Consider the following 13,525-nt stretch of genomic DNA (forward strand, 5'->3'; position numbering starts at 1 on the left):
ACTAGCTGCAAGATAATATTGTATCTTTGTAAACTATGACAAATGAATCATCCACTTTAAAGCCATATAAAAACGCAGAAGGCGACAAAAAAACACAAGTTGCAGATATGTTCAACAATATATCCAAGACTTACGATTTTCTGAACCACTTTATGTCCTTAGGTATTGATATTATCTGGCGTAAAAAAGCCATCCGTTCTCTCAGATCTATCCAACCTCAAATCATGCTGGATGTAGCAACCGGAACCGGAGATTTTGCATTGGAATCCATCAAGATATTAAATCCAAAAAAAATCATAGGTGTAGATATTTCGGAAGGAATGTTACAGGTAGCGCAGGAAAAGATCAAAAGCAAAGGTCTGCAGCAACAATTTGAAGTTCAACTTGGAGATTCAGAAAAACTGCTTTTCGAAGACAATACTTTTGATGCAGTAACAGTCGCTTTCGGAGTACGTAACTTTGAAAACCTGGAACAGGGGCTTGCAGACATTTGTCGGGTACTCAAACCGGGAGGAAAAGCGGTCATTCTTGAATTTTCAAACCCCAAATCCTTCCCGATTAAACAGCTGTACAATTTTTATTTCCATAATGTCACACCATTAATAGGCAAATTATTCTCGAAAGATAACAGTGCATATTCTTATCTTCCTGAATCTGTGGCTAAGTTTCCGGATGGAAACAGGTTTGCGACCATCATGAAAGAAGTAGGATTTTCTGAAACAATCATACGTCCGCAGACATTTGGTGTATGTACCATTTATGTTTCTACAAAATGATAAAAAAGCTCGGTTTTATAATTGGTCTGGTTACCCTGCCCTTTTTAGTAAGTGCACAATCCATCTCATTGCCTTTTTCATCCCGATATGATGAGGATGCCACACTCCTGTTTGGTATACAATACTCCTACGTCAATTCACGATATGTCATGGGATTAAAAAAAGATTGGTCCGGGTACCCGTTAGATTATCCTGAGGGAAACATTAATGAAATCAAAGATCTTCGATCCATCAAATCCGGAGTAGGCCACGGTATGGGTGTAGGAATTCCGATTCATCTCAGAATCACAGACAACCTCTATACCACCCTAAGTCCGACATTTGTTTTCATAAACAATTCAAGTATCATTTATACCGGAACAAATGACGACGGTACTACACAGAAAAGCCTGACCCGAAGAACAAGACATACCACACGATCAGAGGGAGGGACAAATTTTAATTCATTTGAATTCCCGTTAAGTCTCAAATTCCGGTCAGATGAGAAAATTCTGAAAAATAAGTTCAACAGATACAGAGGATATATGATAGCCGGTGTGAAATGGACAAAATGGAGTCAGCTCAGCAACGATTATGATGCATTGATGGCCAGCAATCAGCAATCACCCGACCCTATTATCATCAAACCGGATTATCTTTCATGGGAAGCCGGCATAGGAGCAGATATTTTCTTTACACACTTCAAAGTGTCTCCTGAGATTAAATTCGCCCAGAGTTTTGGCAATGTACTTGATCAGAACCATCCGTTGGCCGTAAATAACAAATTTATGCGCCCGCTGGACAAAACATTGATCCGCAACATATATTTTAGTTTGATCTTTCAATAATATAAAAATGGAAAAAATCGCTTTTATTACAGGAGCCAGTTCCGGAATCGGCGCTGCCTGTGCTGAAGTATTAGCAAAAGAAGGCTACCACCTTCTGCTATGTGCAAGAAGAATAGAAAGATTAGAGGAATTAAAACAGCATATTTCCGCTCAATATCCGGACTGTAACATCTATATTTTCAAATTAGATGTCCGCAACGCTGAAGAAGTACAGTTATCTGTCAACAATCTGCCCGAGAAATGGAAAAACATTGATGTACTGATCAACAATGCAGGACTCAGCCAGGGACTTGATCCGATTCAAAATGGAGATATAGGAGACTGGGATCGGATGATAGACACCAATATAAAAGGTCTGCTATATGTGACACGTACAGTAGTCCCTTTCATGGAGGCCCGTAAAAAAGGTCATATTGTCAATTTAGGTTCTATTGCCGGGAAAGAGGTCTATCCTAACGGAAATGTATATTGTGCGACTAAACATGCCGTAGATGCACTGAATAAAGCAATGCGAATAGATTTGTTGTCCAAAGGCATTAAAGTGACTGGAATAAATCCGGGAATGGTAGAAACCGAGTTTTCAGAAGTAAGATTCCACGGAGATACAGACCGTGCTGCTGCAGTATACAAAGATATCACACCGCTTTCCGGAAAAGATATAGCAGAGACCATCGCTTTTGTGCTTTCGCGCCCGGCACATGTCAATATCAATGATCTGCTGATCATGCCTGCAGCACAGGCAACAGGTACAATCGTACACAGAGGAGAATAACAAATACAAAAAAATAAAACATACATAATATGGCATTAGAAGAAAAAATAAATCAGGATATCAAAGCTGCTATGATCGCGAAAGACAATGCAAAACTTCGTGGTCTTAGAGCAATAAAAGCTGCTATTCTACTCGCCAAAACTGAAAAAGGCGGTAGTGAGGATTTATCAGAAGACACCGAAATCAAAGTACTTCAGAAACTCGTAAAACAGCGTAAAGAATCTGCAGAAATATATAAAACACAAAATCGCGAAGATCTGTATCAGATAGAAGTAGAAGAACAAAACGTAATCGAAGAGTATCTGCCAAAACAACTGGATCGTGCGGAAGTAGAGTCCATCATCAGGCAGATCATTCAGGAAACGGGAGCTTCATCTGTTAAAGATATGGGTAAAGTCATGGGCGCAGCCAATCAGAAACTTGCCGGTCAGGCAGACGGAAGAACGATTTCTGAAGTCGTCAAAAGTTTACTTTCTTAATATTCCAAAATAGTTCAGATATGACAACAGTCTGGTTTTATAAAACATTTGATGCACTGTCGACCAATCAGCTCTATCAGATACTGAAACTTCGCAACGAAGTTTTTGTGGTGGAGCAAAACTGCCCGTATCTGGATTGTGATAATAAAGATCAGAAATGTGACCACCTGTGGGCTATGATCAACAATGATATCGCAGCCTATGCGCGCATAGTGCCTGCAGGCGTATCTTTTAAAGAGGTATCCATCGGGCGGGTATTGTCTAATCCGGCCTACAGAAAACAGAAAATTGGCCGCGAGCTGATGCGGAGAGCAGTAGATAATATCATGGATCAATACGGAGCAGTAGATATACGTATCGGTGCACAGCTTTATCTGAAAGCATTCTATGAAAGCTTTGGTTTTCAGCAAGCCTCAGAAGAATACCTGGAAGATGGTATTCCACATATTGAGATGCTGAGAAAACCTCACTAAAAAAGAAAAGCGCTTTTAACAAGCGCTTTTCTTTTTATTTCTTTTTCTTGGGATTACCATATTCACTATCCCTTTCAAAGGTAGACATATGCCTTTCCTTTTTAACCGGATAAATATCATCAAGTGTAACCAGAATCCCTGTTTCTTCCACCTCTCCGAACTCATCATTGCGGGCAGTACCGAATGACTTCATTGTCGGCGATAAATTCATATAGGTATTGATCAATGGAGGAATATTTTCCCCCATAGCTCTCACTTTAGAATTGAGCAACTTATACCCTTCTTTGTAATCCAATCCGTCAAACATTCCCTCGTACTGGCTCATATCTGTTTTATAACCAACAGCACGAATAGGCGTTACTAAATTGTCCGGATCCGGAAAGTAGTGTTCCATAAAATAGAGTAACAAATCTCTTGCTTCCACATTATAGTGCGGATACATGGTTACCTTACCAAATAAATACTTGATCTCCGGATTCAGCATGACCAAAGCCCCAAGTCCGTCCCAGAGATTATCCAGTGAAAAAATACCTTTTCGATTATCAATTGCTGGCTGAAAACGTGGCTGCACAAAGGAACGCCCTAATTCTATTGTATACGGAAGATACTCCGAAATAAATTTTTCAGAAAAATTAAAATAATGAGCTGTCGAAAGATTGATCACTCCATCCTTCCAGCTTGCATCCGAACATTTAATAAGACGATATCCGGCAATGATTTCTTCTTCTTCGGGATTCCAGGCAATCAATTGATCATAACAATCCTCACTTGTATCATTTTCGTCAATATCTATAGATAAACCTGTACCTCCGCCTGCCGCTCTGAACGTTACTTCACGCAATCGTCCAATTTCGCGCATAACATTCGGTGCATTATGATGATTGATTATATAGACTTCATTATTTCCATTGTTGGTAAAGCGTACAAAAGCCTCCTTAGTAAGTTCAGCCTTTATCAATTCTTTGTCAACAGGAGCAACAATTTCTTGCATAGATTATTTTTTTAACTCAGCCATTTTATAGACCAACTGTTTCACTTCTTCTGCCCACACTTTCTCACTATTTGATGTATCAAAATGCGTGTAGGGAATTCTTTTTCCGATCTTGATAGTTACGCGGTGATTACGTTGGGCAAACATCTCATCCGGAAGATACAGCATCTCCAGATTCACTTTCAAACCCAATTTCTGTCTGAGTAGAGCAAAATTATAAAAAAAGTTGGAATTCTTTCCCTCAATATACACAGGAATAATATCCTTTTTATATTTTTTTGCTTTGTTTATAAAACTCTTTTTCCATTCCAGATCCATAATCTTTCCATTTTGCTTTCTGGAAACCAGTCCTGCAGGAAACACCAGCAAGGCATCATCTCCTGCATAGGCCCTTTCAATCATCTCTATTCCGTTTTTACCCTGCGTCCCCAATTTGTTAACCGGAATGAAAAGTGGCTGCAAATTTTTAATATTTAAAAGGATGTCATTGACCAAAAATTTGACATCTCTACGATATCTTCCTACAGCATGCATAAAAGCTACCCCGTCCAATCCTCCCAAAGGATGATTAGAAGCGAAGATCACACTATCTTCAAGCGGAATATTCTCCTCTCCTTCCAACACTACCTCCACACCAAGCTCTTCCAGCAAATCATCTACAAAATCTAATCCGTAGCGATCCTCAAATTTATTCATGATATAATTGATCTCATTTTCATGAATCACTCTTTCCAGATAACGGATAAAAGGAGATGGAATCCATTTAGCCAGTTTAGGACTCTTTTTACGAATTACTTCTCTTACTTCAATAAACTTCTTATGTTCTTCCTGCTGCATATAATTGCTATAGTCGATACGCTAATGAAATGTAAAAATAGTGAAAATCCAACGCTCTTTTATATCGTCACATAAATTTTAAATACCTTATTAAATACTCTTCATACTATTTGCATATGTTTACATATTGCTTAACTTCGTACAAATACCTTGATAAGATTAAACGTTTTCCTTTTTTGAGTGTTTAATATAGAAAAGCAATACGGCATATGTACATCGGTGAAATACTATCTCAAAAATTTTGTGAAGTCAGTCCTTCAGATACTGTTCAGAAGGGACTAGACAAGATAGGTGAATTTCACCTGTCCCATCTTCCGGTTGTTTCAAATAAAGAATACATCGGAATGATTAATGAAGATGAACTTCTGAATCATGAAGACGAAACAGATATTATCAAAAATCTCAAACTAAATCTGGCACCTCTGTATCTTTATGAGTATCAGCACATATATGATGCAATGCTGTATCTTACTAATTACAAAATCGAGCTGTTACCGATTTTGAATAAAGACAATCGTTACATAGGCATTATTACAGCGCAGGACGTATTGCAAGCTCTTAACAGTTTACAATCAAATAATGAAACAGGAGCGATAATCGTTCTGGAGATCGGCGCAAAAGATAATGCCCTTTCTCATATCGCACATATCATTGAGTCAGATAATGCCAGCATTCTGAGCACCGCTGTCAAAACATTACCGGATTCATCAAAACTTGAATTGACAATAAAAGTCAACAAAACAAATATTTCGTCCCTGGTCGCCACACTTTGGAGATTTGACTATGTGGTCAAGGCTACGTTTAATGATGGAAATGGTGAAAACGATATGCAACAGCGATACGATTTGCTTATGAATTACCTTAATATTTAGTATTCGCGTACTTTTTTCTCATCTTTGAAAAAAAATAAATAGCAATCCCGTATTGCTGCAGAAATATAAGTATGAAAATAGCGATCTACGGAAGAGAATTTAACCTTTCGGTTTTGTCGTATGTACAACAATTGTTTGATTTTTTAAACAAAAAGGATCTGGAGATATGCATTTATGCAGATTTCTATGAATTTTTAAAAAGCAAATTCCCCTGTCAGGATAATCTCAGCACATTTACCAGCCACGAAGATATTCCCAAAGATGTAGCCTTTATGCTGAGTCTTGGGGGAGACGGGACTATGCTTTCAGCCGTTTCCATTATAAAAGATTCAGGTTTGCCCGTTGCAGGTATTAATTTTGGACGTCTGGGATTTTTAGCGACCATCAATAAAACCGATATTGAAAAAGCACTGATTCAGATTCTCAATAATGCCTATACATTACAAAAAAGAGCATTGCTGACTGTAGAATCTGATGAAGAAAAACTTTTTGAAGGAAAAAACTTCGCCTTGAATGATATCACCGTTTTTCGATACGATAGTTCAGCCATGATCACGGTCAATGCCCATATCAACGGAGAACTGCTAAATTCCTATTGGGCAGATGGATTAATCATTGCTACACCCACAGGTTCTACAGCGTATTCGCTAAGTTGTGGTGGTCCGATTATTATGCCCGGAAGCGGCAATTTTGTCGTCACCCCCATATCACCCCATAACCTCAACGTAAGACCAATTGTCATTTCTTCAGATTTTGAGCTGGACCTCGAAATTGAGAGCCGTACCGGAAAATACATTTTAAGCTGTGACTCACAAAGTGTCACCCTATCCTCTACTACAAAATTGAAAATAAAAAAGGCTCCTTTCTTTATTAACCTTATCCGGTTAGATAAAGAAGGCTATTTCAGCACCTTAAGAGAAAAGTTGCTCTGGGGAATAGATGTGCGAAATTATTAGGAGTATATGCAGCTTCGTCTTTTGTTTTAATGTATTTTAACAACTTTTTATACAATGCTATTGATTGAAATACATTATCTTTACCGCAAAAAAAACTATTTTGCAAAGACTTTTCTATAGCTTATTAGTACTGATTTGTTTTTTTCCAATTTGTAACCTTTCCGCCCAGCAATGGGAATTGGGTGCCAATCTGGGAACAACAGGATATATGGGCGATATCAACCCCAATAATCCGCTGTATTTCAGAAGTCTCGGCGGCGGCCTGACCGGCAAATATAACTTTAATCCAACATGGGGAGTAAAAGGAGGCATCAACTATCTGCACCTGTTCGGATCAGATGCCAATAGCAGCAACGAACGTCAGATCCAGCGAAATCTTGCTTTTCAAAATAAAGTAGTCGAAATCTCGGCCATTGGTGAATTCAATTTCTTCAGATTCGTGCCCGGTAAAAACAAACTGGCCTACACACCTTATATATTCGCAGGAGTAGCAGCGATCTATCACAATCCGTATGTCAAATTCAGCACAGGAGAAAAATATGATCTCCGCGATCTGCAACTGGAATACGATGCAGCTAATAATCCCGGAAAATACAGTAAATTTGCACTAGCTATACCATTTGGAGCAGGCTTTAAATACAATATTAAAGGTCCGTGGAGTGTAGGTGCGGAACTGAATTATCGGGTAGTATTGTCCGATAATATTGATAACGTAAACAGAAACTATGCGACCAGTATGAAAGAGGGTATCGAGCAACAGATAGATCCCCTTGTCTGGGAAAGTCTTGCTGACAGATCCGGAAACTGGGAAGCAAATAAAGGAAAACTTCGCGGAGATGGTCGTCCGCATGATGCATATATGACTTTTGGTTTAACGGTAACCTATACCTTTATCAGCCAAAAATGTTACTGGTGGTAAGCCGGCACAATTCAATAAAAACATGAATATCAAAGATAAAATTGACCGTAATAATTTGCCACAACACGTTGCTATCATTATGGATGGCAATGGAAGATGGGCCAAAGGATTAGGTAAATTAAGAATATTTGGCCACCAGAACGGGGTGTCAGCAGTACGGGAAGCAATGGAGGGCGCTGTAGAACTGGGTATACCCTACCTCACATTGTATGCTTTTTCTACAGAAAACTGGAATCGTCCAAAATTAGAAGTACTTGCTCTGATGGAATTGCTGGTCACTACCCTCAGTAAAGAAATCAAAACATTTCAGGATAACGGAATACGGCTCAATACAATAGGAGATATTGATAAGCTGCCTAAAAATTGTCGTGCGAAACTTATTGAGTCTATGGAATTAACAGCTCAAAACACGACCTGTGTGCTTACTCTTGCATTAAGCTACAGCTCACAGAAAGAGATAGTAGATGCCACAAAAGAAATCTGTAAGCAGGTTATGCAGGGCAATCTCGATATTGATGCGATCGATGAAAAGGTTTTTGCAAATCATTTATATACCAGGAATATGCCAGACCCCGATCTGTTGATCAGAACCAGCGGTGAGCAACGTATCAGCAATTACCTGCTTTGGCAAATCGCTTATTCTGAATTGAGTTTTCTGCCTAAAATGTGGCCGGAATTTACCCGGGAAGATCTTTATGAATGTGTGTATAACTATCAGCAACGGGAAAGACGATTCGGAAAAACAAGTGAGCAATTATAATCTTAATTCTTAACTTTGCACGCAAAATACCATTGTTAGATAATAATTTAGCAATATTTTCTTTTAACAAAATTTAACAACAGATTGGTGTACTTTAGCATCGATAAAAATTCATAGATGAAGCGTATAGTATTTTTAATAACTTTTATTTCTTCGGTTTATTCTTATTCTGCCCTTGCGCAAATCACCGGCAATAAACCAATTAATTTAAGTAACCCTGATGAAATTAGCTATTTAACTCCCAGAGATTACGTAATTGGAGGTGTTACAATCTCAGGTACTCAGTATCTGGATAATGATGTATTGATCACCATATCCAAACTGGTTGTCGGCCAGCACATCGAAGTGCCAAGTGATGCTACGGCCAATGTAATCAAAAATTTAATGGCTCAGGGTCTGTTTGATGATGTACAACTATATGCTGATCGCATAGACGGAGACAATATATTCTTTAATATCAGAGTGCAGGAACGTCCGCGTCTGACACGTATTGATATCAATGGTCTGAGTAAAAGTCAGACAGAAGAAGTTCGCAAACGTCTGAATAGCAACACGGGTAAAATCGTAAACGAAAACCTGATCAACACCACTCGTTTTACCATACAGCGCTTCTTGAGAGAAAAAGCGTATTTATATCCGGACATCACTACAAAAACACTTAAAGATACCGCACAGGTAAATAATGAGATCCTTGTGGTGGATGTACAACGCAATAAAAAGGTGAAAGTACGTAAGATCACTTTTACCGGCAATAAAGAGTTTTCACAACGTGCTTTAAGAAAAGCGCTGAAAGGAGTAAAACAAAGGGAATGGTACCGCATCTTCGGACCTGGTAAGTTCAAAGATGAAAAATACAAGGAAGCTAAAGAAAAATTAGTAGCCAAATTACATGACAAAGGGTACCGCGATGCAGAGATCATCAGTGATTCTGTGAAAAAATTCGATGCCAACGAAGTAACCATTGATATGGAAATCTATGAAGGTCCGAAGTACTATGTAGGTAATATCAGCTGGTCCGGTAATTCTAAATATTCAGACTCCGTATTGAATATGATCCTTGGTATTGAAAAAGGAGACGTATTCAGTGAAGAAAAGTTAGTAACCAAACTTTCTGGTCCTACACGTAACAGTGATGACATTTCTTCCTTATATATGAATGACGGATATCTGACATTCTCAGTAGATCCGGTTCAGACCAGAGTATATAATGATTCAATTGATCTTGAGATCCGTATGTACGAAGGAGCGCAGTACACGATCAATAATGTAATTGTTAAAGGAAATGACGTAACAAATGATAAAGTAGTGTTACGTTCGATATATACGAAGCCGGGTCAGAAGTTTTCAAAAGATCTGATTATGCGAAGTGTACGTGAGATTGCACAGCTTGGAAACTTCGATGAACAGAAAACAAATCCTGTACCTACAAATCTTAATCATGCTGAAGGTACAGTAGACGTCCTTTATAATGTAACTGAAAAACCTTCCGACCAGGTCGAATTATCTGGTGGTTACGGAGCAGGACAGATTATTGGTACCTTAGGTTTGACCTTTAATAACTTCTCTACTAGTAATTTCTTTGACAAAAGTTCATGGAAACCATTGCCTCGTGGTGACGGACAAAAGTTAAGTCTTCGTGGACAGACATCCGGTAAACGCTACCAGTCCTATAGCTTCTCATTTTCAGATCCATGGTTAGGGGGTAAAAAACCTATTTATTTTGGATTGAGTGCCTATACATCTAACTCTTCATATGGTGGATTCAACTACTATACCGGAGAGCAAATGGTTAAAGATTCTGAACTGCAACGTATCTGGATGACAGGGGTAACTGCGACATTAGGTAAGCGTCTGGAATGGCCTGATAACTACTTCCAGATCAACACTTCACTGTCTTTCCAACGTTACAAATTACAGAATTACGGTAACTACTTCCTGTTCTCAAACGGTACAGCGTACAATATGAACATCACGCAGGAAATCAGTCGTAACTCAGTGGATGCTCCTATTTACCCTACATCAGGTTCGAATATCAAATTCTCAGTTCAGTTGACTCCTCCATACTCTGCATGGAACAATATTAATTACAAAACAGCTCCTCAGGAAGAGAAATACAAATGGACAGAATACCACAAATGGAAATTTGATTCACAGTGGTATATCAAAATTGCAGGTAAACTTGTCCTGAAAACACAGGCACAGTTTGGATTCTTAGGAAATTACACCAACAAAACCGAGACTTCTACTTTCGAACGTTTCAAACTTGGGGGTGACGGTATGCAAGGATTTGACTTCCTTCAGGGTTCTGAGATTATCGCTCTCAGAGGATATGCCAATGGTGTAATCATTCCTGAAAGTACACCTAACAACTTCCAGCAAATCGCTATCAACTCGGGTAGTCCTATTTATACGAAATACCAGATCGAGCTCAGACATCCTGTAATGTTAAATGATCAGGCTACAGTATTCGTAATGGCATTTGCGGAAGCAGGTAACACATGGAACAAATTCAGTGAATTCAATCCATTCAAAGTAAGACGTACTGCAGGTGTAGGTGCGCGTATCTTCTTACCGATCTTTGGTATGCTGGGTATAGATTACGGTCATGCATTTGATCCGATCCCGGGATTACCTGAAAGTTCATGGAAACAGAATTTTACATTCAGCATCATGCAAAATATGGGAGGATTTTAATTCCATTAAACTTTTTGGAATAAATATTGTCCATAACAACAAAGAGAAATGTTTAACGATTTATCTAGATAAAAATGAAAAAAATAATAGCTATTATCGCCTTTTTAACGTTGGCTACGACTGCTACATTTGCTCAACGTTTCGCATATGTGGATTCGGAATATATTCTAAAACATATTCCGGAATACGTTTCCGCACAAAAACAATTGGATGATCTCTCTGTACAATGGCAGGAACAGGTAGATGCCAAATATGGTGAAATTGAAAAACTGTATAAAGCGTATCAAAATGATCAGGTATTACTAAACGAGGACATGCGCCGCCGTAGAGAAGATGAGATCGTTAAGAAAGAAAAAGAAGCTAAAGAATTCCAGCGTCAGAAATTCGGATATGAGGGAGAGTTGTATCAGCAGCGTATCCGTCTGATCAAACCTATTCAGGATCGCGTAGCGAAAGCTATTCAGGATCTTGCCAGTAATCAGGGATTAGACATTATATTGGATAAGGGAAATGAAGTAACATTCCTGTATGCAAATCCAAAACTGGATAAAAGTAATGAAGTAATTACAAAATTAGGATTTAAACCAGACGCAGCGCTTGTAAAATAACTTTTTTTTACTATCATTGCGACGGACAATTAAAAGGTATTATAATTTTTAAAAAAATAAACAATTATCTTATTCCCATAATTGGATAAGACCAAAGATTAAAATCAAAAGAATGAAAAATTTAGTAAAAAGTGCAGCATTGGCAGCGGGATTGCTTTTCTCAACTCAATTGGTAAATGCTCAACAAAAAATCGGACATATTAATTTTGGAGAAATTATCTCCGGTACTACAGAATTCAAAGCTGCTCAGGATCAACTTAAAACGTTGAATGACAGCAAAACAAAAGAATTGCAAGGTATGTACGCAGAGTACCAAAAGAAACAAACTGATGCAAATGAGAAAATGCGCAACCGCAGCGAAGCTAATAAAGAAACTGTGGATGCAGAATTAAATAAATTAGGTACAGAACTTCGTGATATCGAAACCCGTATCAATGAAGTGCAACGTCTGGCGCAGGAAGAAGTGGGTAAAAAACAAGAAGAACTATACCAACCGATCGAAAGAAAAGTAATGAATGCAGTAAACGATATCGCGAAAGCAAAAGGGTATGCTTACGTATTCGATATATCAAGCACTAATATTCCTTACTTTGCAGGTGGTGATGACCTGACTACTGATGTAAAATCCAAGTTGGGAATCTCTGCTACTGCAGCCCCTGCAGCTACAACACCGGCAAAAAAATAAGACGTAAAAACGTATAATAAAAAGACAGCTCATAAATATGAGCTGTCTTTTTTGTTTAGAACTATTGCCATTTACCAACCTACCCTTCTCAGCGCCATCCCCCCTACTTAAATACTCATCGTGGTGCTTATTCAATTGTTGCAAAGAGAGAGAGAAAACAACAATCTAATCAGATCAGTATAAGTAAGGAAGCTGTGCTGAACATTTGTGCCTGGATACTGTAAAACTCACTCACGATGATAAAAAAAGCAGCCCAGGACTTAATTTTTTTTAAGATTTTTCGATCATACTATATACTTCCTGCATATAAAATGATTCTGTCAGCGCCTCTACAAAGTCATCCCATTCTTCTTTTCTGAAATTGAAAACAATCTCCGGACAAGGAGTATTCAATAACAGCCTGAATTCACCGTCGGGAAAATTAACAAAACAATGATCATTACCCTGACTAAGCGTCGTTTCTACAAAAGTCTCAAACTGACGTCTTGTGAAAGTCAGTACGAATGAAGATTGCCAAATGTAAAAGGTTTGACACTTATTGCATAGACTTACATGCGTAGTTCCTTTTTCACTCAATAAGATGGATTGACACATATGCTTAAAAATATCTTTTGTCTCTACTATATCCGGTCCTCCTAAACAGTATCTCCCTGATACCAGGAACAGGATAAAATTCCATGGATACTTTGTTATATTTATTTAGACTCATTAAAAATAATATTCAAAACTAAAGATTCAAATCCATATCTCAAAACTATTTTTCATATATTCTTGTTTTTATTTTTCAATACCTGCAAAGTCATCTTTGCAACTGGCTTCTATTTTTAACCATTATAAATTAAATATTATGCAAGCATAGTATTTAATTTATTTTAT

Annotated in this window: 15 protein-coding genes; 12 read left to right on the plus strand and 3 right to left on the minus strand. The window is 38.1% G+C overall.

Going from position 1 to position 13,525, the window contains the following annotated elements; all coding sequences use genetic code 11:
- Positions 1-35 precede the first annotated feature (35 nt).
- From ubiE to HMPREF0766_RS15955, 5 genes are read left to right on the plus strand one after another with little or no spacing between them, the layout of a single operon-like run.
- A complete protein-coding gene (gene ubiE, locus HMPREF0766_RS15935) occupies positions 36-776 on the plus strand; it encodes a bifunctional demethylmenaquinone methyltransferase/2-methoxy-6-polyprenyl-1,4-benzoquinol methylase UbiE (protein ID WP_002999408.1) in 741 nt (246 codons plus the stop codon).
- Entirely contained in the window at positions 773-1,603 is an 831-nt protein-coding gene (locus HMPREF0766_RS15940; RefSeq protein ID WP_002999410.1) for a hypothetical protein, read from the plus strand. Before ubiE ends, HMPREF0766_RS15940 begins: the two co-directional genes overlap by 4 nt.
- A 7-nt stretch (positions 1,604-1,610) precedes the next feature.
- On the plus strand, positions 1,611-2,375 hold the full coding sequence (locus HMPREF0766_RS15945; RefSeq protein WP_002999412.1) for an SDR family oxidoreductase: 765 nt from the start codon (positions 1,611-1,613) through the stop codon (positions 2,373-2,375).
- Between the two features lie 29 nt (positions 2,376-2,404).
- Positions 2,405-2,854 (plus strand): GatB/YqeY domain-containing protein, encoded by a 450-nt coding sequence (locus HMPREF0766_RS15950; protein ID WP_002999414.1) that lies wholly within the window; start codon positions 2,405-2,407, stop codon positions 2,852-2,854.
- A 20-nt stretch (positions 2,855-2,874) separates the two neighbouring features.
- On the plus strand, positions 2,875-3,327 hold the full coding sequence (locus HMPREF0766_RS15955) for a GNAT family N-acetyltransferase (protein WP_002999416.1): 453 nt from the start codon (positions 2,875-2,877) through the stop codon (positions 3,325-3,327).
- A 34-nt stretch (positions 3,328-3,361) separates the two neighbouring features.
- Here the strand turns inward: HMPREF0766_RS15955 and glsB are convergent, their stop codons facing one another.
- The gene (gene glsB / locus HMPREF0766_RS15960; RefSeq protein ID WP_002999419.1) at positions 3,362-4,318 is read right to left on the minus strand and encodes a glycine N(alpha)-acyltransferase GlsB; all 957 of its coding nucleotides are present in this window, start codon (positions 4,316-4,318) and stop codon (positions 3,362-3,364) included.
- Between the two features lie 3 nt (positions 4,319-4,321).
- The gene (glsA, locus tag HMPREF0766_RS15965) at positions 4,322-5,155 is read right to left on the minus strand and encodes a lyso-glycine lipid O-acyltransferase GlsA (RefSeq protein ID WP_002999421.1); all 834 of its coding nucleotides are present in this window, start codon (positions 5,153-5,155) and stop codon (positions 4,322-4,324) included.
- A gap of 209 nt (positions 5,156-5,364) precedes the next feature.
- Here glsA and HMPREF0766_RS15970 point away from each other — a divergent pair, with 209 nt between their 5' ends.
- From HMPREF0766_RS15970 to HMPREF0766_RS16000, 7 genes are all read left to right on the plus strand, one after another.
- Positions 5,365-6,027 carry a CBS domain-containing protein gene (locus tag HMPREF0766_RS15970; RefSeq protein ID WP_002999423.1) on the plus strand — a complete coding sequence of 221 codons (663 nt, stop codon included), beginning with the start codon at positions 5,365-5,367 and terminating at the stop codon, positions 6,025-6,027.
- 71 nt (positions 6,028-6,098) lie between these two features.
- Positions 6,099-6,983 carry an NAD kinase gene (locus HMPREF0766_RS15975; RefSeq protein ID WP_002999425.1) on the plus strand — a complete coding sequence of 295 codons (885 nt, stop codon included), beginning with the start codon at positions 6,099-6,101 and terminating at the stop codon, positions 6,981-6,983.
- Between the two features lie 100 nt (positions 6,984-7,083).
- Positions 7,084-7,902 (plus strand): type IX secretion system protein PorG, encoded by an 819-nt coding sequence (gene porG / locus HMPREF0766_RS15980; RefSeq protein ID WP_169311221.1) that lies wholly within the window; start codon positions 7,084-7,086, stop codon positions 7,900-7,902.
- A gap of 22 nt (positions 7,903-7,924) precedes the next feature.
- Entirely contained in the window at positions 7,925-8,662 is a 738-nt protein-coding gene (gene uppS, locus HMPREF0766_RS15985) for an undecaprenyl pyrophosphate synthase (protein WP_002999429.1), read from the plus strand.
- A gap of 117 nt (positions 8,663-8,779) precedes the next feature.
- Positions 8,780-11,356, plus strand: coding sequence for an outer membrane protein assembly factor BamA (gene bamA, locus HMPREF0766_RS15990; protein ID WP_002999431.1), 2,577 nt, complete (start codon positions 8,780-8,782; stop codon positions 11,354-11,356).
- Between the two features lie 74 nt (positions 11,357-11,430).
- Complete coding sequence (locus HMPREF0766_RS15995) at positions 11,431-11,964, plus strand: OmpH/Skp family outer membrane protein (RefSeq protein WP_002999432.1); 534 nt, start codon at positions 11,431-11,433, stop codon at positions 11,962-11,964.
- A gap of 112 nt (positions 11,965-12,076) precedes the next feature.
- Positions 12,077-12,649, plus strand: a complete 573-nt coding sequence (locus HMPREF0766_RS16000; protein WP_002999434.1) for an OmpH/Skp family outer membrane protein — start codon at positions 12,077-12,079, stop codon at positions 12,647-12,649.
- Between the two features lie 270 nt (positions 12,650-12,919).
- Here HMPREF0766_RS16000 and HMPREF0766_RS16005 read toward each other — a convergent pair whose 3' ends face one another.
- Positions 12,920-13,243 carry a hypothetical protein gene (locus tag HMPREF0766_RS16005; protein WP_002999436.1) on the minus strand — a complete coding sequence of 108 codons (324 nt, stop codon included), beginning with the start codon at positions 13,241-13,243 and terminating at the stop codon, positions 12,920-12,922.
- Positions 13,244-13,525 lie beyond the last annotated feature (282 nt).

Origin of the sequence: Sphingobacterium spiritivorum ATCC 33861, assembly GCF_000143765.1 — a bacterium.
GTDB lineage: Bacteria > Bacteroidota > Bacteroidia > Sphingobacteriales > Sphingobacteriaceae > Sphingobacterium > Sphingobacterium spiritivorum.

Excerpts from the sequence above, each read along its gene's own strand:
- ubiE (WP_002999408.1), top strand. The coding sequence starts at position 36 with ATGACAAATGAATCATCCACTTTAAAGCCATATAAAAACGCAGAAGGC.
- HMPREF0766_RS15940 (WP_002999410.1), top strand. The coding sequence starts at position 773 with ATGATAAAAAAGCTCGGTTTTATAATTGGTCTGGTTACCCTGCCCTTT.
- HMPREF0766_RS15945 (WP_002999412.1), top strand. The coding sequence starts at position 1,611 with ATGGAAAAAATCGCTTTTATTACAGGAGCCAGTTCCGGAATCGGCGCT.
- HMPREF0766_RS15950 (WP_002999414.1), top strand. The coding sequence starts at position 2,405 with ATGGCATTAGAAGAAAAAATAAATCAGGATATCAAAGCTGCTATGATC.
- HMPREF0766_RS15955 (WP_002999416.1), top strand. The coding sequence starts at position 2,875 with ATGACAACAGTCTGGTTTTATAAAACATTTGATGCACTGTCGACCAAT.
- glsB (WP_002999419.1), bottom strand. The coding sequence starts at position 4,318 with ATGCAAGAAATTGTTGCTCCTGTTGACAAAGAATTGATAAAGGCTGAA.
- glsA (WP_002999421.1), bottom strand. The coding sequence starts at position 5,155 with ATGCAGCAGGAAGAACATAAGAAGTTTATTGAAGTAAGAGAAGTAATT.
- HMPREF0766_RS15970 (WP_002999423.1), top strand. The coding sequence starts at position 5,365 with ATGTACATCGGTGAAATACTATCTCAAAAATTTTGTGAAGTCAGTCCT.
- HMPREF0766_RS15975 (WP_002999425.1), top strand. The coding sequence starts at position 6,099 with ATGAAAATAGCGATCTACGGAAGAGAATTTAACCTTTCGGTTTTGTCG.
- uppS (WP_002999429.1), top strand. The coding sequence starts at position 7,925 with ATGAATATCAAAGATAAAATTGACCGTAATAATTTGCCACAACACGTT.
- bamA (WP_002999431.1), top strand. The coding sequence starts at position 8,780 with ATGAAGCGTATAGTATTTTTAATAACTTTTATTTCTTCGGTTTATTCT.
- HMPREF0766_RS15995 (WP_002999432.1), top strand. The coding sequence starts at position 11,431 with ATGAAAAAAATAATAGCTATTATCGCCTTTTTAACGTTGGCTACGACT.
- HMPREF0766_RS16000 (WP_002999434.1), top strand. The coding sequence starts at position 12,077 with ATGAAAAATTTAGTAAAAAGTGCAGCATTGGCAGCGGGATTGCTTTTC.
- HMPREF0766_RS16005 (WP_002999436.1), bottom strand. The coding sequence starts at position 13,243 with ATGTGTCAATCCATCTTATTGAGTGAAAAAGGAACTACGCATGTAAGT.